This window comes from Pseudomonas sp. LBUM1663, assembly GCF_059695905.1.
The window spans coordinates 4618308-4635185 of the sequence record NZ_CP166792.1; the positions used below are offsets into that span (position 1 = coordinate 4618308).

Genomic DNA, 16878 nt, shown 5'->3' on the forward strand with positions numbered 1-16878 from the left:
AACATCATGCTTTACTGGCGCAGTGATTTCATCTGCTTCATCCCCTGCGGCGTGACCTCGGTTTGCACGTTAGGTTCCCCTGTGTAAGGGATTCCCCTAGTAACAATCAGGCCCAACCTGATATTCGCAATATCCAATAGCCATTAATGTGACGCCATTCTCATTGCATGAACGGAGTCAGGCTTTTGTGTGCGATCGCAGGTAAGTGGCCATCCACCCTCTCGAGTTCCCCAGCCTGCGCCCAGGTCAGCCGGAGCGCGATCTCATGCCGGCACGGCAGCGTCGGGACGCTGGACGTCTTCGTCGACACACACGACATCCCCTCATTTGACATGACGTTGTGGAGATAAGCATGCCGAACGACCCTAAACAGTGGGCTCAGCGTTTACCGGAATTTCTGGTCGAAGCTGAAACACTCCTGGCCAAATCGGAGGAGTGCCTGAGCCATCTGCAGCTCATCAGCAATGACAAGGACGCAATCGATTGCATGCTCAGCAGTCTGCTAAAACTGGCCAGCAGAGCCGACGCTCTGGCGCTGGAAGCGGTGTCCGAATTTTCGCTGCACATCCACGGCTTGCTGAACCACGCCCAAAGCCACATGGAACTGCACGACCAGGCCTTGGGCGCACTGAAGGACTGCTTTACGTTGATGGCCTGGCAACTCGAACTCATCGATCAGACCACCGGCCAACTCAGTTTGGATAACAGTGAACAGACTTCCCTGATTGAAGCCTTTGCGTTTCAGGTCGGACAAAGTCATTTTCAGTTAGCGGTTAATTCCAAACCGTTCACGCTCGTTTCCTATTCTGAGCGGCAGGCTTAATTCTTCCGACAACTAGGCCGTGTCGCGTATTCTTATTGCCATGATGCCGCTCATTAACTTGGGTGCGCTCATGTCGCAATTGAATATTTCATACCTGTTAACGACAGCTCGATACAAATAATTACCCCTCCCATAAAACTTTTTCCATTGTGGAACTATCGTCCAGAACTTTAATTCCTGACCGAATAGACATATATAGCAAACGCGACCGACGGTATCTTAAGTGGTATTATGCCGACCTTTAGTTGACGCTAATTAATGGCAATGTGATTCCAGATGACAGCAGCCCGATAAGTTGAAGGCTCTGGTTTCAACCCTGGACAGCACTGCTCAAGACGAGTCACTACAGATTTTCAGACAGAGACCCGTCAACCACGATGGCCGGTCTGCCCGCAGCGAACATCCATTGGCTCCATCCGCTATGTACGCCAGTCTCAAGTCAATCACCCTATGGCCACCCTCCCAAACAAACGCGCGACGGTTCACGCTTTTGCTGTGTACCAGTTCGGCACTTGGCAGCTTGCTGGCCTTCAGCCTGTCTGTGCCACTACCGGTCAGCCTGCTGGTTCTCAATCTGGCGGCACTCGCCTGCGTCTGGGTTCAACATTGCCTCTCGCGCAAGTCGATAAAATTTCAGCCGCAAGAGCTGGCCGATCGTCTGCTGGAAGTACAGGAGAACGAACGTCACCGGCTCAGTCGTGAATTGCATGACGACATCGGCCAGTTGCTGACCGCTGCAAAACTTCAAAGTGAATGGCTGAAACGTCGGATGCCTGAAGACATGCAAGGCCAGTGCTCGGTGCTCTGCGACACACTGGACGAAACCCTGGCCAAGGTTCGTGATGTCTCGGCCATTCTCAATCCCAGGCAGTTGGCCAGTCTTGGACTGGAAGCCAGTTTGCGTGCGCATCTGCTCAAGACGCTGGTCAATACATCGATGCACTGGAGCCTGGAATGCCATCAACGCCTGACCGGCATACCGGAAGAAATGGCGGTGGCAGCCTTTCGAATTACCCAGGAAGCGGTCACCAACATTCTGCGCCACGCCGAAGCGAACAACCTGTTGATCCGCCTGCAACGCACGCCCCAGGGTTTGGCGCTGTTGATCAGCGACGACGGCCTGGGGTTCGCGCCAGCCGCGGACCCCGGTCGAGAGGGACAACGCGGGATGGCCGGGATGGTGGAACGGATCGATCAACTGGGCGGTACCTTGAACGTGACCAGCGAGCCGGGCAAAGGCACTCAAATTGAAGCACTCTTTCCCTGGGCGCCCCGTGCGCTCGAACGGGCCAGTACGAATAAGGTTATGCATTGACTTGTAACTTACTTCTGGTGGATGACCACTCGCTTATCAGGGCAGGCGTGCGCGCTCTGGTGCTGGATATTCCCGGCTACGCGGTCATTGGTGAGGCCAATGACGGCTCGCAGCTACTCGAGATGGTCGAGAGGCTATCCCCTGACATCGTTCTGCTGGATATCTCCATGAAGGAGACCGGCGGCCTTGAAGCCTTGCAGCGACTCAAGCGGGTCCGCCCGCAAAGCAAGGTGCTGATCCTGTCGATGCACACCGATCCGGCACTGATCATGCAGGCGCTTGAGTCCGGTGCTCATGGCTATTTGCTCAAGGACACCACGGCCACCGAGCTGGAACATGCCCTGGATGCCTTGCGCAATAACGAACGCTACCTGAGCCCGGCCATTGCCCACACGGTCATCAACCAGGCGCTGATCCGCAATCAGAAGCATCAGCCCGAGCCTGCGGACTCGCACAACCTGACGGCCCGCCAACTGGAAATCCTGCGACTGATTGTTCGCGGCAAATCCACCCGCGAAATCGCCAATGGCCTGGGCCTCAGCATCAAAACCGTTGAAACTCACCGCTCGCAGATCATGAAGCGCTTGCAGATCTACGACGTGGCCGGCCTGGTACTGTTTGCCGTGCGCGAGCAAATCATCAGCCTGGACGACTGACCGTTTTCGAAGCGCTCAGCAGAGGCGAGTTCTGCGGCAAATGCACACGCAATGCTGCAGGACGCGCCGAGAATCGCAGACTCTCGCCTTCGATAGGTTCGCCGTCCAGATTGATGTAGAGGCCTTCCGCAACCTTGATCTCGACCCATGGCAGGCGAGCTCGCACAAACATGTTGTCGATGCCGAAGCCATCGGCCAGCAACGTTTTCAACGTACCGACCACTTCCTGCGGCGCCGGCAAAATGCTGATATCCAGCAGACCATCGTCAGCCAGGGCCTCCGGGCACAGCACATGACCACCGCCAGCCTGCCGGCCATTGCCGATACCCAACGCCAAAAGCTCACCACTCCATTGAAAGTCCGGCCCCTGCAACTCGCCGTAGGCGGCATGCAGTTCGCTGAAGCGCGATAACCCGGTAAACAGATAAGCCGCGCCCCCGAGGACTTTCTTCAAGTCTTCCGAGGTATTCGCCGTGACCTGACTGCCAAAGCCGCCGGTGGCCATGTTCAGAAAGACTTGACCGCCCACCTCGCCCAAATCGATCGCGTGCGGTGCGGCTTCCAGAAGGTCCAGCGCCAGAGCGGGTTCGAGCGGCACCCCGGCAGCTCGCGCAAAATCGTTGGCGGTGCCCAGCGGCATCAGCACCAGGCTGGCCTGCGTCGAATGCGCTGCCATGGCCTCGGCGATATCACGCAAGGTGCCATCACCGCCGCCGGCAATCAGTTGCGTATAGCCCGCGCTCAACGCTTCTTCCACCAACCGCTGCGCGTCACCCGCCTCCCAGGTCAGTCGGACGGCCAACTCCCAACCCTGCTTGCGTTTAACGTCGACGGCCGCTCGGACCTCCTCGTTGAGCGCCTGCTTGCCATGCAGAATCAACAGCGCCTTGCGCTCACTCATTATTGTCGCTCCCATGTTTGGAATCCGTATGGGAGATGTTGACCTCACCAGCGCCTAAAAAAGTCGCACGGATTTGAATTTTTTTGGCGCGTGCAGCCTTACGGTCCTACAGGGCGGGATATTTTCTTACAAGATGTGCGGAATCGGCTCAATTGACCAACCTTGGCGATTGGTACACCTTGGTGTCCGCGGCATCAGTCATCAACATTAAATACACAGGGATGTGCGAACAATGAGCAAACCCGCTTCAAGGGTCACACAAAGCGCAATCAACAAACGTGTCGGCCAGCCAAAGGGCTTTAAAGCAAGGAGTGTTTCTACTCATGCAAAGCCATGACATCAGGTTACCGATCAGTCAGGTCGCGACAATGGCAGACACTCGCGCCAATCATCAGGCTGAATTCAATAACAACGCAAAGCCCGCCGGAGGAGTTGATATGGAACCTCGCGTCATTGAACTCGAGACTCACCTCAAATACATCAGAAGAGACATGGAAGAGGTCCGTGGCGATGTTAAATCCATCAAACACAGGCTGGCCTATTCTGCGGGTGGAACAGCCGTGGTCCTGGGGCTGCTGGGCTGGGTCGCCAACAGCCGCTTTGATCAGGTCGTGTCACTTCTGGTTCGTTAAACGCTAGCCATGCACGCAAGCTCGGGCAAGATCAACCGCGCTTGCGTGGCAAGACTTTCGCCAGAATCAGCCCAGGACTTCGCTCAGCGGAATGAAGTTCACGTAATCGCCTTCGATCAACGTGCGGTCTTCCAGCACTTCAACCAGACCATCAGCCCAGGCCGCACTGCGGAGCACCCCGGAGCTTTGATTCTTGTAGATGATTGCCCGACCATGCTCCAGGCGTCCACGCAAATACTCCCGGCGATTACCCGCCTTCGGCCAGTCGAACCCTGCAGGCACCTGAAACTTTAATGGCTCGACCTCTTTCACACCCTGGCGGCGCAAAAGATAGGGCCTGGCCAACAAGGCAAATGTAACCAGCGTCGACGCCGGGTTGCCGGGCAAACCAATCACAGGGACGCCGCGAAAATGACCGAACGTCAGCGGCTTGCCTGGTTTGATGGCGAGTTTCCACAGGGTCAACTCGCCCTCTTCGCGCAAGGCAATGCCCAGAAAATCGGCCTCTCCCACAGACACGCCGCCGGTAGAAAGGATCAGGTCGACATTCTTCAACTCGCCAAGGCGGGCACGAGTGGTCGCTAAATCATCGGGAAGTATTCCGGCATCGATCACGTCACAGCCCAAGCGCTGCAACCAACTGCACAGCAACACACGATTACTGTTGTAGATCTGTCCCGGCCCAAGGGGCTGGCCCGGCTCTATCAATTCATCTCCGGTTGACAGGACCGCAACACGAACCTTGCGAACCACGTCCAGCTCAGCACATCCCAGCGACGCCGCCAGGCCCTGCTCGATAGGTCCGAGGCGTGTACCAGCCGGCAAAACAAGTTCGCCAACGGTGGTTTCCTGGCCTTGCGGGCGAATATTTTGACCCGGGGTCATCGTCTCGATAAAACGGACGCGCTCGTCCGCCTGGACCTCGGCGTTCTCTTGCATCTCGACGCAATCGGCACCCGCCGGTACAGGCGCTCCGGTAAAGATCCGGGCGCAGGTACCTGGCTTCAACGGCTCGGGTGCCTGGCCGGCAAAAATCTTCTGACTGACCACCAAGGGTTCACCCGCCCAGTCAGCGACGCGCAAGGCATAGCCGTCCATGGCACTGTTCGGCCAGGGCGGCAGATCAAGCATCGAGACCAGGTCATCGGCCAGTATGCGCCCCTGAGCCTGCGCCAACGGCAAGCGCTCACGCTCACGTATCGTTGATGCCTCAGCCATTTCCAGCAAACGCGCCAGCGCCACTTCGACAGCCATCAAGCTGCCGGTTTTGCCGGGCTTACCCACGGGATTCACAGGGTGCCGCCTGTTTCAGGTGAGCGACGAAATTGCAGGGACGGTGCCGCGAATCCAGTTGTTCAGCGAGAATGCCATCCCAGCCAGTGCGCACAGCATTGGTCGAACCCGGCAAACAGCAGACCAGCGTGCCATTGGCCAAACCCGCCAGGGCCCGGGACTGAACAGTCGAAGTGCCGATGTCCGCTACCGAAATTTGCCGGAACAACTCGCCGAAACCGTCGACTTGCTTGTCCAGCAGACAGCTCACCGCTTCCGGCGTGCTGTCGCGCCCCGTGAACCCGGTACCGCCGGTGATCAACACCACTTGCACGACGTCATCAGCAATCCAGTTGGCAACTTGCGCGCGAATTTTGTAGAGATCATCTTTAAGCAAAACCCGAGCAGCCAGGTTATGACCGGCAGCGCTCAAGCGATCGACGAAAAGTTGTCCTGACGTATCGGTTTCCAGGGTGCGGGTATCGCTGACAGTCAACACCGCGATGTTGAGCGGCGCGAAAGGTACATCAGCCTTGGCTTTCATAGGCTCGTCCAGTTGTAGGATAAACAGCCCGGTGTTATATCACAGCGCCCTGTTTTTTCGCCGCCCCCATGGAGACGTGCCATGACCTCGAATACACATTTGCCGCCCTGCTCCATTCTGCTCCTGGCAGGTGGCAGAGGCCAACGCATGGGCGGCCAGGACAAAGGCTTGCTGGATTGGCATGGCGAGCCGCTAATTGCGCATCTGCATCGCAAGACCCGCGAGTTGAGTGATGACCTGATCATCTCCTGCAACAGGAACCTGGAAAAATACGCGCCTTATGCCGACCAGTTGGTCCATGACGATGAAGGCGACTTCCCGGGACCTTTGGCCGGTATTCGCGCCGGGCTCAAGGCCGCCCGCCACCCCTATCTGCTGGTGTTGCCGTGCGATGTGCCGCGCATCGATGCGGCCCTGCTCCAGAGCATGCGCGAAACCGCCCGCCAGCATCCGGACAAACCGCTGATGCTGCGCCATGGCCAGCACTGGGAACCGTTGCTGTGCATCATCCCTGTGGCGCTCTCGGTGGATTTCGAAACGGCTTGGCATGACGGCGAGCGCAGCCCGGGTCGCGTCATGCGTAAACAAGGCGCTACCGCCCTGCAATGCCCGGATAACGATCCTCGCCTGGCCAACCTCAACACGCCAGAGCTGTTAAGTGAACACAACACTGTGTCAGACTGACACGAGAAGGAACTTGCACGCGTTGTATACGTCTCAAGCTCGGTAACCAAAAGAATTCATATTCGGAGACACACTCATGACTCAACGGACCCTCGCCACTCTCATGCTCGCACTGGGCCTCGCGACCCTCGCCGGTTGCGCATCGCCTACAGTGATCACCTTGAATGACGGTCGCGAAATCCAGGCCGTCGACGCGCCAAAATACGATGAAGAATCGGGTTTCTACCAGTTCGAACAACTGGACGGCAAACAAACCCGCATCAACAAGGATCAGGTTCGTACCGTTAAAGAGTTGTAATCTTTACGGCACCACCGGATACAGAAAAGCCCGCTTGATGCGGGCTTTTTCGTGCCTGAAGCAATGTAATCACCATTGCAGGGTGATCGTGCTCTCGAATTCACGTTGCTGGCCGGTGACCGGGTCGACAAACCGCAAACCCTGGGCCAGCAGCTTCAAGGGATTGGCATAGTCGTCCTCGACATCCTTGAGCACCTGCGGGTAGAACGGGTCGTTGCAGATACTGGCGCCTAAAGCGGTCATGTGCACCCGCAACTGATGTTTCTTGCCGGTCACCGGATAAAGTCCATAACGCCAGAGATCGCCGTTCTTCTCACGAACCTCGACTGCCGTCTCGGTGTTGCTGGCACCCGGACCTTCCTGCATGCGAAAGAATGGCTCGCCATCGACCAGCCGACTTTTATGAACCAGTGGAAAGGTGAGTTCAGGCAATGCGCGGGCGATTGCTTCGTAGCGTTTTTCGATATTCCGTGTAGGAAATAATGACTGGTATGCCGAGCGACTCTCAGGGTTCGCCGAAAACAACACCAGTCCTGCCGTATGCCGATCGATACGATGCAAAGGCACAAGATGCGGGTTATCCAGTCGACGGATCAACCGGCGCAACAACGTCTGTTCCACGTATTCGCCAGCCGGCGTCACCGGCAGAAAATGCGGCTTGTCCGCCACCACCAAGTGTTCGTCGGCGTACAGGATCGATTCGACCACGGGGATCGGTTTTTCGTCAGGCACCTCACGGAAGTAATGAATCCGCAGGCCTTCCTTGTAACGCAGATCAAGAGCAATCGGTTGACCGTGCCCGTCAAGCACGCGACCGCGAGCAATTCGGTCCAGCCATTGTTCTCGACCGATAGCGCTGAAATGTTCACACAGGCAATCGAGCACGGTTTGCCAAGGACCCGGCGGCAAGTAGAGCGTGCTGGCCTGGTTGTGTGCAGCAGAAAAAGATGAAGTGGACATACGAACGCTCTGACCCTCAATGCAGGGCAGCATTATCCAACAGCGGCCGGAACGAACCTAGTAGAGAATCCTCACGCCGGTATCTGCGCGCGCGCCGCCGCCTCGGTGAACTCCTTGAGCCAGCGCAGCACATCGACCGCTTCCCAGCGGCCTGGATCATAAAGCGCATACAACAAGCCCTGATAACCCACGACATCGAGCTGGCGGTGATAACCCGCGCGCTGGAACAATGCTTCGATTTCGGCAAAACAGGTGTTGAAGTGCAATTTATTGAAGGGCGTTTTTCCTTCGGTGACAAGACCATCCAGACGCAATTCGAGGACCGCCTCGCGTACCACGTCTGCCGACATCCGGTTCACGCTGTTCTTCAATTGTTCGACATTGACCACGATTTCGCCTCTCACGCCCGGAACCGCCTGCTCGCCCCCGAAAACCAGGGACGCAGGCAGTATTACGAATAACTGTATGCGCATACAGTATCCGAAGAGCGTCGGTTAAGCCAAGGGGATCAATCGCAAAGTTCGACAGACGGGACGTCGCTACCAGTAAAACCACTTAACGCAGAAACGCTACCACCTCGTCGGCACTGAATGGCCAGCCCAGTTCAGCGCCAGTATCAACCCGCCGCAGCACCGGGATACGCAAGCTATAAGCTTCAAACCACGTTTCATCCTTAGCGATATCAACCAGTTCCACCAGCAAACCGCGTTCGACAAACTCCATCAGCATGGCTTCGGCCACGTCACAGAGGTGGCACCCACTGGTGCCGAACAACTGACATTCAGGAAGCATGAGCGCTCAACCTAAAAAATTAAGAACCTATTCTAGGCCTGCCCCGAAAAGCCGTCGAGCCGTTGAATTTTCTGTCCTGAAACAAAAACCGCGATGGCAGCGGCAAAACCCTGATGCATATCAGTCGCTCCAGATGGCAATTACGCAATGCTCAGGTTTTTTTTACCTCTACGCTTGAGTAGCCAACACCCATCACCGGAGTTTTTCGTGTTCGCCAACCTCTTGATCATTCTCGCCTCCTCTTTGGTAGTGATTGCACTGTTCCAGCGCCTGCGTTTGCCGCCGGTGCTGGGCTATCTGTGCGTAGGGCTGATGATCGGGCCGACGGCGTTCAACTGGGTGAATGAAAGCGAAGAGTTGCCAGACCTGGCCGAGCTGGGGGTGGTGTTTCTGCTGTTCTCCCTTGGGCTGGAGTTTTCCCTGTCGAAGATGATCGCATTGCGTCGGGTGGTGTTCGGCCTTGGCAGCCTGCAAGTGTTGGTGTCCGGGATTTTGATGGGGGCATTGCTGATGCTGTTCGGCATGCCGGCGACGCCCGCGTTGTTACTCGGTGCCGGTCTGTCGCTGTCTTCTACGGCCATTGTCAGCAAGGAGCTGAGCAGCCTCGGCGAAATTTTCAGCAGCCATGGCCAGAATGCCATCGCCGTGCTGCTGTTCCAGGATGTGGTGGCGGTGCTGTTGCTGACCCTGGTGCCGGTGTTCGCCGGCAACAGCGATCAAGCCTGGTATTGGGCATTGCCGTTGACGCTGGGCAAGACCCTGGTGCTGTTTGGTGGCTTGCTGCTGGCCAGTCGATGGTTGCTGCCCCGCCTGTTCCATGAAGTCGCCGCCGCCCGCTCCCCGGAGCTGTTCGTGCTGTTGGCGCTGGTCATCGTTTTGCTGACCGCGTGGCTGACTCACTTGCTCGGTCTCTCCCCTGCCCTGGGTGCATTTCTCGCCGGCATGCTGCTGGGGGAAAGCCACTATCGGCACCAGATCGAGGCGGACATCCGGCCGTTCCGCGACATCTTGCTCGGGTTGTTTTTCGTCAGCATCGGCATGCTGATCGACTTGCAGCTGTTTGCCAGCCACGGCCTGCTGGTTCTCGGCCTGACGCTTGGGTTACTGCTCATCAAGGGCGCCGTGGTCGCGCTGCTGGTCAAATGGCGCGGCAGCGACGGCGAAACCGCCTGGCGCAGTGGCCTCGCATTGGCTCAGGGTGGCGAGTTCTGCTTTGCCTTGATGGCGCAGATGCAGCAAAACAAACTGATGCCCGCCGACTTCGGAGGTCTTCTGCTGGCCGCGACATTCTGCTCGATGCTGGTGACACCGTTGCTGCTGCGTGCCGCCCCCCACATTGCGACACGCCTGCATCGCAAGCCCAACGAAGAAGCAAAACTGGCAGAAATCAGCGCGCTCAACGCTGACTTGCACAACCACGTCGTGATCTGTGGCTATGGTCGCGTGGGCCAGTCCATCGGCCGCGCGCTACGCAACGCGTCGCAACCCTACCTTGCACTGGACACCGACCCGGTGCGAGTCCAGGAAGCCGCCGTGGGTGAAACCTGTGTGCATTACGGCGACTCGCGACGCGGTGAATTGTTGCGCGCGGTCGGGCTGGCGCGGGCCAGGCTGCTGGTGATTGCCGTGGACCAGACCGACATCGCGCTACTGATTCTCCAGGAAGCGCGCCGACTGAACTCAACGATTCCGATTCTGGTACGCACTCGGGACGACAGCCAACTGACCGAGTTGAAAGCGGCCGGCGCCAGCGAAGTCGTTCCCGAGCTGCTGGAGTCAAGCCTGATGCTCGCCTCCCATGCCCTGATCATGCTGGGTTTACCCGCGCATCAGGTGCAGGAGCGAGCCGACCAGATACGGCATGACCGCTATCGCCTGCTGCACGGGTTTTATCCCGGGAGTGACGATGAAGAAAATTGAATCAGTCCTGACTGACGGCGCCGATCTTGTGCACCGACAAGTCCGCACCGTAATACTCCTCTTCCTGGCTCAGGCGCAGACCATGCAACGCCTTGATCACGCCATACACCACAAATCCACCGAGCAGCGCCACGATCACACCCAACAAGGTGCCGATCACCTGGCTGATCAGGCTCACCCCACCCAGACCACCCAAGGCGCTCTGGCCGAAGATGCCGCAGGCGATTCCACCCCAGACACCGCACAAGCCATGCAACGGCCAGACACCCAGCACATCATCGATGCGCCATTTGACTTGAGCGGCGGTGAAGCACCAGACAAACAAGGTCCCGGCGATCACGCCCGTGATCAACGCACCCACCGGGTGCATCAAATCGGAACCGGCGCAGATCGCCACCAACCCGGCCAGTGGGCCGTTATGCAGAAACCCCGGGTCATTGCGTCCGACAATCAGTGCCGCCACGGTGCCGCCGACCATGGCCATCAGCGAGTTCACCGCCACCAGGCCACTGACGCCTTGCAGCGTTTGTGCGCTCATGACGTTGAAGCCAAACCAGCCGACGATCAGAATCCACGAACCCAATGCCAGAAAGGGAATGCTCGACGGTGCGAACGCCACCAGCCGCCCTTCGCGATAACGCCCTTGCCTGGGCCCGAGCAGCAACACCGCCGCGAGCGCCAGCCATCCGCCCATGGCGTGGACCACGACCGAGCCCGCGAAGTCATGGAAGCTGGCGCCAAACTGCTCCAGCAACCAGGCCTGCAACCCGAAGTTGCCGTTCCAGATCATGCCTTCAAAGAAGGGATAGATGAACGCCACGATCAGCGCCGTCGCACACAACTGCGGGACGAATCTGGCGCGCTCGGCAATGCCTCCGGAAATGATCGCCGGAATCGCCGCCGCAAAGGTCAGCAGAAAGAAAAACTTCACCAGCCCGTAGCCATGATCGGCATTGATCACCGCCGCCGGTTGCATGAAGGTGACCCCGTAGGAAATCCAATAGCCTATAAAAAAGTAGGCCAGAGTCGAAATGGCGAAGTCGCTGAGGATCTTCGACAAGGCGTTGACCTGATTCTTTTGTCGAACCGTGCCGACTTCAAGAAAGGCAAAACCGGCGTGCATGGCCAAAACCATGACCGCACCGATAAGGATGAACAACGTATTGGAGCTATGGACCAGATTGTCCACAGCGCTTTGCAGATTTTCCATGGGGTTGGCAGACCTGAAGGCTAAAAAAGCACCAAAGCGGTTCACGCAGAGAGCTTGTGCACCAAGTTGCGGCCCGCAGGATCAAGGCATTGATCACGATGAACCGCTTTGGCGCACAAGGCTGAAACCCTGACGCGAGTTTTGATTGTTTGAATCAGGGTTTTCCTGAAATCATGCCCGGCAACAGCGCAACGGCGCGGGCTGATGCACCATGACATAGCAAAAGTTGTACCAGTCATTTGTACTGAACCTTCACACAAGGCTCATACTCGAACGCTTCAGAAGCCTATTACGGAGATCACCAATGGCCAGCATCAAAGCAAAGACTGCTCAAGAAATCCTGATGAACGACTTTCAGACTCTGGTCAGCGACACCGAACGGTTGCTGGAACACACCGCAACCCTGGCTGGCGATCAGGCCGATGAGCTGCGCAGCCAGATCCACGAGAGTCTGCTGCGTGCCCGCGAAACGTTGAAGCTGACCGAAGACTCCCTGCGCGAACGCGGCCAGGCCGCCGTTACCGCTGCCGAAGATTACGTGCAGACCAATCCATGGCAATCGGTCGGAATCGCCGCAGGTGTCGGCTTTCTGATTGGCCTGCTGGCCACTCGGCGCTGATATGTCTATCGGTGAATCCAGCTCGTCCGCGACGGGCACAAGCTCTTCATCGCGGCGCCTGGGTGCCGCTTTTCTTGGACTGTTGCACAGCCATGTCGAACTGTTCGGCATCGAGTTGCAGGAACAAAAAGCGCGCACCGTAAGCCTGTTGCTGTTTGCAGGCCTGGCGCTGGTCTTTGCGTTGCTGTTGCTGGTGGGCTTGTCGACGCTGGTGCTGATCCTGTTTTGGGACACCTACCGTCTGCCGGCGATCATCGGGCTCTGTGTGTTCTACACACTGGCAGCAATATTCTGTGCCATGCGCCTGAAGGCCGCGATTTTCGATGAGTCCTCGCCCTTCCACGGCACCCTGGAAGAATTGGCCAACGATAGGGAGCGCCTGCTGCCATGAGCCTGCCTGAATTGCCCCATAACAGCTCGCGCACCGAAATGCGCAAGGCGTTGATACGCCTGCGCATGGAAATGCATCGCCAGGAAATTCGTCACGAATCCGCGCAACTGCTACAACCCTTGCAGCGGGTGCGCGGCATGACGCAAAACCTGCACGACGGCTTCGGCATTAAGCACGCCCCGCTGTGGGGCATGGCGGCCGTGACACTGCTCGGTTTTCTGACCGGGAAAGGCGCCAAGAGCGGCGGTACCAGCAGCCTGACCCGGCTGGTTCGCCTGGGCACAACGCTGGGGCCCTTGATCAAACTGGTCATGCAGGGTTCTTCGCGCAAAGACTGAATAGCCACTACCTGGCTGCATTCTTGCAACACCACCGGGATTAACCTCTTTATCGAGAGGTTCAATCCTGTGTGCCTACCCGGCGTACAGGTCAACCCAAAAACAAGACCTTACTAAGGAGGCCTCGTGATCGACGGGCAACCGCTCGCCTGCTTTCAACCATTTATCGATACCGCCACGGGCCGTATCGCGGGTGTGGAAGCGCTGGGTCGACTGCGACAGGCCGAAGGTCAACTGGCTTCGGTGGGGCCGTTGTTCGCCGACCCGCGAACACCCGCCATCGCCCTTCGTCGCCTTGACCGGCAGATCCGCGCTCACGCTCTGAGCCGTTTGCATGAAGCGCCATCGGACTGGTTTTTGAGCCTGAACATATCACCGCGATGGATCAACCGCTTACGGCCGGACCAGGCTCTACCGAGCCTCAAGCAATTGAGCCGACACAACGTTGATCCGCAACGCATCGTCTTCGAGATCACCGAACTGGGGGGCGACATCCAGCGCCTGGCCGACGTCGTGGCACGCTATCGAAACGCCGGGGCACGGATCGCGATCGATGATTTTGGTGCCGGTTATTCGCAACTTGATCGCGTCCTGGCCCTGCAACCGGACATTCTCAAGCTCGATATGCGACTGTTCCAAGCCGCAGCATTGGGCGGCCCCAGTAGCGACGTGGTGAAAGCCCTGGCGCAAATGGCCGAGAAAACCGGGTGCTGGATCATTGCCGAAGGGGTGGAAACCGAAGATCAGCTGAATTTCGCCCTGGAGTGCGGCTCGCGCTACGTACAGGGGTTTCTGTTCGCCCGGGCGCAGGAGGACTTCTTCGCCACCGACGCCTTTGTCGAACGTTTCGCGCAACTACGCCAGCGTTATGTTCAGCGTAAACTGGGCGAACGCGGTCGACTGATGATCATGCGCCAGCAACTCTGCGAGTTGATGGCCATCTTGCAAGCCTGGGCCCTGGCCCGTGCGCCACTGAACGCCTTACCACAACTGCAGGCGTTTCCCTGGCTGTTGCGCTTCTATCAATGCGACCGTCACGGCACCCAGTTGACGCCCAATCTGGAATGGCGCAACAACGGCTGGGAGGCCGATAACCGCTACTTGGGTCATAACTGGTCGTGGCGGCCCTATTTCTATCATTTGTTGGCCGAAGGCTGGGAAGAGCGGCGCCTGACACTGTCCACGACCTACCGCGATGCCACCAGCAATCAGTACTGCCTGACTGCCGGGCAATTTTTCGACAACGGCGAGCGACTGCTGCTCATCGACATCGACGCCGCCGGGCTCTAGTTCCGCTTGCAGGGTCAGGCACGAACCCGGAAGCTAGAGGCTCAGTCACCTGACGGAGAGTCCAGCCTTGGATTGGCAAACCCTGCTTACCCGCGAACGCCTCGGAAAGCCTCTGCACAGCCCGGAAGAACTCGGCCGCAGCCCTTTTCACAAAGACCACGACCGCATCATTTTCTCGGGTGCATTTCGCCGCCTCGGGCGCAAGACTCAGGTCCATCCGGTCACCAGCAACGATCACATCCACACGCGCCTGACCCATTCGCTGGAAGTCAGTTGCGTGGGTCGATCCCTGGGCATGCGCGTCGGTGAAACCATTCGCAGTGCCCTGCCCGACTGGTGCGAACCGAGCGATCTGGGGATGGTGGTGCAATCGGCTTGCCTGGCCCATGACATCGGTAATCCACCCTTCGGGCATTCCGGCGAAGACGCGATCCGTCACTGGTTCCAGCAGGCCGCCGGCCGTGGCTGGCTGGACGCCATGAGCGAAGTCGAACGCAATGACTTCCTGAATTTCGAAGGTAACGCCCAAGGCTTCCGAGTGCTCACCCAGCTCGAATACCATCAATTCGACGGCGGCACCCGGCTGACCTACGCCACACTGGGCACCTATCTGAAATACCCGTGGACGGCAAAACACGCCGATTCATTGGGCTACAAGAAGCACAAGTTCGGCTGCTATCAGAGCGAACTCCCGCTGCTGGAGCAGATCGCCCTTAAACTCGGCCTGCCGCAACTGGAGGAACAGCGCTGGGCGCGCCATCCACTGGTGTACCTGATGGAGGCCGCCGACGACATCTGTTACGCGCTGATCGATCTGGAAGATGGCCTGGAAATGGACCTGCTGGAGTACGCCGAAGTCGAGTCTTTGCTGCTCGACCTGGTGGGCGATGATCTCCCGGAAACCTATCGCCAACTGGGCCCACTGGATTCGCGTCGGCGTAAACTGGCGATCCTGCGGGGCAAAGCCATCGAGCACCTGACCAATGCCGCCGCCCGGGCATTCGTCGAGCAACAGGACTCGCTGCTGGCCGGCACGCTGCCCGGCGATCTGGTGGAGCACATGCATGGTCCGGCCAAGCGCTGCGTCTTGAATGCCAAAGACATGGCGCGCAAAAAGATCTTCCAGGACAAGCGCAAGACGCTGCACGAAATCGGCGCTTATACCACCCTCGAAATCCTGCTCAACGCGTTCTGCGGCGCGGCACTGGAACAACACAACGGTCGGGCACCGTCCTTCAAGAGCCGGCGCATTCTCGACCTGCTAGGCAACAATGCGCCGGATCCTCACGGTCCTTTACACACTTCGTTCCTGAGAATGATCGACTTCATCGCCGGCATGACCGACAGCTATGCCAGTCAAATGGCACTGGAAATGACCGGTCGCTCAAGCCACGGATGACCGTGCATCGTTCAGCCGCGTCAGGGCCTCCTGACCGGCTGATCGACGTTCTGCGCATTTCTCGTTTCAATCCGCGCGTCAACAGAATCGCCCTACACCCAGTGCAGAGCCGACTGATCGAACGAACGGTCCGATCGCGAAATAATCACGCTCCCTCTGCTCGACAGATGAAGCATGAAAAATCCCATGTCTGAACACGATTGGCGCATCTTGCTGGTGGAAGACCACCCCTTCCAGCTTAGGGCAACCCAATGCTTGCTGGAGAGTTACGGCTTCACTCAACTGACCGCCACTGATAGCGCCGAAGCCGCCTTGCAGCAAATGCTCAAGGCGTCGCAACCCTTCGACATCCTTCTGTGCGATCAATGCCTGCCCGGCCTTCCCGGTCTGGATCTGATCGAATACGCCAGCCAGCGGGGAATGATCAGACAGGCCATCCTGCTGAGTAGTCTGACATCCATTGAACTGGACGGTCTTGAAAGAATAGCCGTCGAACACGGACTGCCCTTGTTGGGCTATTTGATAAAACCCCTGAAACAATCAGCCCTTAGACACTTATTAACCTTGGCCTCACTATAAAAACGCTGCCAAAAAAAGACACACTAAAAAACATTTAAACACTCCTCTGATATATTTCAAATCAACCTGTCCGAGCCGCCAAACACACATACAACACCTTGACTGATCCTCATGCAAAACCTAGTTGATCCGTAGTCCGATTCTTCTTCGACTGTAGGAATTATCTTATATTGCCACTACAGGCCTGTCAGTTCATGCCCCCCTCAACTATCTGAGCTAAGGTGCGCGCTTTATTTGAGCGCGTATGGGATTTGA

The 16878-nt window shown here is 57.7% G+C and carries 20 protein-coding genes; 13 read left to right on the forward strand and 7 right to left on the reverse strand.

From position 1 onward, the window contains the following. Nucleotides 1-352 precede the first annotated feature (352 nt). The 3 genes from ACA075_RS21090 to ACA075_RS21100 all read left to right on the forward strand — a co-directional run bounded on the left by ACA075_RS21090 (nucleotide 353) and on the right by ACA075_RS21100 (nucleotide 2794). Entirely contained in the window at nucleotides 353-823 is a 471-nt protein-coding gene (locus tag ACA075_RS21090; RefSeq protein ID WP_094468329.1) for a hypothetical protein, read from the forward strand. A 421-nt stretch (nucleotides 824-1244) separates the two neighbouring features. Further along, on the forward strand, nucleotides 1245-2138 hold the full coding sequence (locus ACA075_RS21095; protein ID WP_497299305.1) for a sensor histidine kinase: 894 nt from the start codon (nucleotides 1245-1247) through the stop codon (nucleotides 2136-2138). Beyond that, entirely contained in the window at nucleotides 2135-2794 is a 660-nt protein-coding gene (locus ACA075_RS21100; RefSeq protein ID WP_497295134.1) for a response regulator, read from the forward strand. Before ACA075_RS21095 ends, ACA075_RS21100 begins: the two co-directional genes overlap by 4 nt. Here the strand turns inward: ACA075_RS21100 and yegS are convergent. Next, nucleotides 2778-3695 carry a lipid kinase YegS gene (gene yegS / locus ACA075_RS21105; RefSeq protein ID WP_497295135.1) on the reverse strand — a complete coding sequence of 306 codons (918 nt, stop codon included), beginning with the start codon at nucleotides 3693-3695 and terminating at the stop codon, nucleotides 2778-2780. The genes ACA075_RS21100 and yegS overlap by 17 nt on opposite strands. A gap of 323 nt (nucleotides 3696-4018) precedes the next feature. Here yegS and ACA075_RS21110 point away from each other — a divergent pair, with 323 nt between their 5' ends. Then, nucleotides 4019-4327 (forward strand): hypothetical protein, encoded by a 309-nt coding sequence (locus ACA075_RS21110; RefSeq protein WP_094468333.1) that lies wholly within the window; start codon nucleotides 4019-4021, stop codon nucleotides 4325-4327. 66 nt (nucleotides 4328-4393) lie between these two features. Here ACA075_RS21110 and ACA075_RS21115 read toward each other — a convergent pair whose 3' ends face one another. Then, nucleotides 4394-5581, reverse strand: a complete 1188-nt coding sequence (locus ACA075_RS21115) for a molybdopterin molybdotransferase MoeA (protein ID WP_497299306.1) — start codon at nucleotides 5579-5581, stop codon at nucleotides 4394-4396. Nucleotides 5582-5603: 22 nt separating this feature from the next. Continuing rightward, entirely contained in the window at nucleotides 5604-6143 is a 540-nt protein-coding gene (gene moaB / locus ACA075_RS21120; protein WP_497295137.1) for a molybdenum cofactor biosynthesis protein B, read from the reverse strand. Nucleotides 6144-6224: 81 nt separating this feature from the next. Between moaB and mobA the strand changes: the two genes are divergently transcribed. Both mobA and ACA075_RS21130 read left to right on the forward strand, forming a co-directional pair. Beyond that, the gene (mobA, locus tag ACA075_RS21125; RefSeq protein WP_497295139.1) at nucleotides 6225-6827 is read left to right on the forward strand and encodes a molybdenum cofactor guanylyltransferase MobA; all 603 of its coding nucleotides are present in this window, start codon (nucleotides 6225-6227) and stop codon (nucleotides 6825-6827) included. Between the two features lie 76 nt (nucleotides 6828-6903). Further along, entirely contained in the window at nucleotides 6904-7125 is a 222-nt protein-coding gene (locus ACA075_RS21130; RefSeq protein WP_219095297.1) for a YgdI/YgdR family lipoprotein, read from the forward strand. 69 nt (nucleotides 7126-7194) lie between these two features. Here the strand turns inward: ACA075_RS21130 and ACA075_RS21135 are convergent, their stop codons facing one another. The 3 genes from ACA075_RS21135 to ACA075_RS21145 all read right to left on the reverse strand — a co-directional run bounded on the left by ACA075_RS21135 (nucleotide 7195) and on the right by ACA075_RS21145 (nucleotide 8877). Then, nucleotides 7195-8085, reverse strand: a complete 891-nt coding sequence (locus tag ACA075_RS21135) for a pseudouridine synthase (RefSeq protein ID WP_497295141.1) — start codon at nucleotides 8083-8085, stop codon at nucleotides 7195-7197. A gap of 71 nt (nucleotides 8086-8156) precedes the next feature. Further along, nucleotides 8157-8474 carry a hypothetical protein gene (locus ACA075_RS21140; RefSeq protein ID WP_046049178.1) on the reverse strand — a complete coding sequence of 106 codons (318 nt, stop codon included), beginning with the start codon at nucleotides 8472-8474 and terminating at the stop codon, nucleotides 8157-8159. 166 nt (nucleotides 8475-8640) lie between these two features. After that, complete coding sequence (locus tag ACA075_RS21145; RefSeq protein WP_497295143.1) at nucleotides 8641-8877, reverse strand: glutaredoxin family protein; 237 nt, start codon at nucleotides 8875-8877, stop codon at nucleotides 8641-8643. A 207-nt stretch (nucleotides 8878-9084) separates the two neighbouring features. On the opposite strand from ACA075_RS21145, the gene ACA075_RS21150 reads away from it, so the two are divergent. After that, entirely contained in the window at nucleotides 9085-10797 is a 1713-nt protein-coding gene (locus ACA075_RS21150; protein ID WP_497295145.1) for a cation:proton antiporter, read from the forward strand. A gap of 1 nt (nucleotide 10798) precedes the next feature. Here ACA075_RS21150 and ACA075_RS21155 read toward each other — a convergent pair whose 3' ends face one another. Next, nucleotides 10799-12007: an ammonium transporter gene (locus ACA075_RS21155; protein ID WP_497295147.1), complete on the reverse strand. Its 1209-nt coding sequence runs from the start codon at nucleotides 12005-12007 to the stop codon at nucleotides 10799-10801. Nucleotides 12008-12311: 304 nt separating this feature from the next. Between ACA075_RS21155 and ACA075_RS21160 the strand changes: the two genes are divergently transcribed. From ACA075_RS21160 to ACA075_RS21185, 6 genes are all read left to right on the forward strand, one after another. Continuing rightward, on the forward strand, nucleotides 12312-12626 hold the full coding sequence (locus ACA075_RS21160; protein ID WP_090186370.1) for an ElaB/YgaM/YqjD family protein: 315 nt from the start codon (nucleotides 12312-12314) through the stop codon (nucleotides 12624-12626). Between the two features lies 1 nt (nucleotide 12627). Then, a complete protein-coding gene (locus ACA075_RS21165) occupies nucleotides 12628-13017 on the forward strand; it encodes a phage holin family protein (protein WP_094468343.1) in 390 nt (129 codons plus the stop codon). Next, nucleotides 13014-13355, forward strand: coding sequence for a hypothetical protein (locus ACA075_RS21170; RefSeq protein ID WP_497295149.1), 342 nt, complete (start codon nucleotides 13014-13016; stop codon nucleotides 13353-13355). Before ACA075_RS21165 ends, ACA075_RS21170 begins: the two co-directional genes overlap by 4 nt. 126 nt (nucleotides 13356-13481) lie before the next feature. Continuing rightward, complete coding sequence (locus tag ACA075_RS21175; protein ID WP_497295150.1) at nucleotides 13482-14645, forward strand: EAL domain-containing protein; 1164 nt, start codon at nucleotides 13482-13484, stop codon at nucleotides 14643-14645. A gap of 67 nt (nucleotides 14646-14712) precedes the next feature. Then, the gene (locus tag ACA075_RS21180; RefSeq protein ID WP_497295152.1) at nucleotides 14713-16044 is read left to right on the forward strand and encodes a deoxyguanosinetriphosphate triphosphohydrolase; all 1332 of its coding nucleotides are present in this window, start codon (nucleotides 14713-14715) and stop codon (nucleotides 16042-16044) included. Between the two features lie 174 nt (nucleotides 16045-16218). Further along, nucleotides 16219-16623 (forward strand): response regulator, encoded by a 405-nt coding sequence (locus ACA075_RS21185; RefSeq protein WP_497295154.1) that lies wholly within the window; start codon nucleotides 16219-16221, stop codon nucleotides 16621-16623. Nucleotides 16624-16878 lie beyond the last annotated feature (255 nt).

Coding starts and splice junctions, on each gene's coding strand:
- ACA075_RS21090 (WP_094468329.1), top strand. CDS start 353: ATGCCGAACGACCCTAAACAGTGGGCTCAGCGTTTACCGGAATTTCTG.
- ACA075_RS21095 (WP_497299305.1), top strand. CDS start 1,245: ATGTACGCCAGTCTCAAGTCAATCACCCTATGGCCACCCTCCCAAACA.
- yegS (WP_497295135.1), bottom strand. CDS start 3,695: ATGAGTGAGCGCAAGGCGCTGTTGATTCTGCATGGCAAGCAGGCGCTC.
- ACA075_RS21110 (WP_094468333.1), top strand. CDS start 4,019: ATGCAAAGCCATGACATCAGGTTACCGATCAGTCAGGTCGCGACAATG.
- ACA075_RS21115 (WP_497299306.1), bottom strand. CDS start 5,581: ATGGCTGTCGAAGTGGCGCTGGCGCGTTTGCTGGAAATGGCTGAGGCA.
- moaB (WP_497295137.1), bottom strand. CDS start 6,143: ATGAAAGCCAAGGCTGATGTACCTTTCGCGCCGCTCAACATCGCGGTG.
- mobA (WP_497295139.1), top strand. CDS start 6,225: ATGACCTCGAATACACATTTGCCGCCCTGCTCCATTCTGCTCCTGGCA.
- ACA075_RS21130 (WP_219095297.1), top strand. CDS start 6,904: ATGACTCAACGGACCCTCGCCACTCTCATGCTCGCACTGGGCCTCGCG.
- ACA075_RS21135 (WP_497295141.1), bottom strand. CDS start 8,085: ATGTCCACTTCATCTTTTTCTGCTGCACACAACCAGGCCAGCACGCTC.
- ACA075_RS21145 (WP_497295143.1), bottom strand. CDS start 8,877: ATGCTTCCTGAATGTCAGTTGTTCGGCACCAGTGGGTGCCACCTCTGT.
- ACA075_RS21155 (WP_497295147.1), bottom strand. CDS start 12,007: ATGGAAAATCTGCAAAGCGCTGTGGACAATCTGGTCCATAGCTCCAAT.
- ACA075_RS21160 (WP_090186370.1), top strand. CDS start 12,312: ATGGCCAGCATCAAAGCAAAGACTGCTCAAGAAATCCTGATGAACGAC.
- ACA075_RS21165 (WP_094468343.1), top strand. CDS start 12,628: ATGTCTATCGGTGAATCCAGCTCGTCCGCGACGGGCACAAGCTCTTCA.
- ACA075_RS21170 (WP_497295149.1), top strand. CDS start 13,014: ATGAGCCTGCCTGAATTGCCCCATAACAGCTCGCGCACCGAAATGCGC.
- ACA075_RS21185 (WP_497295154.1), top strand. CDS start 16,219: ATGAAAAATCCCATGTCTGAACACGATTGGCGCATCTTGCTGGTGGAA.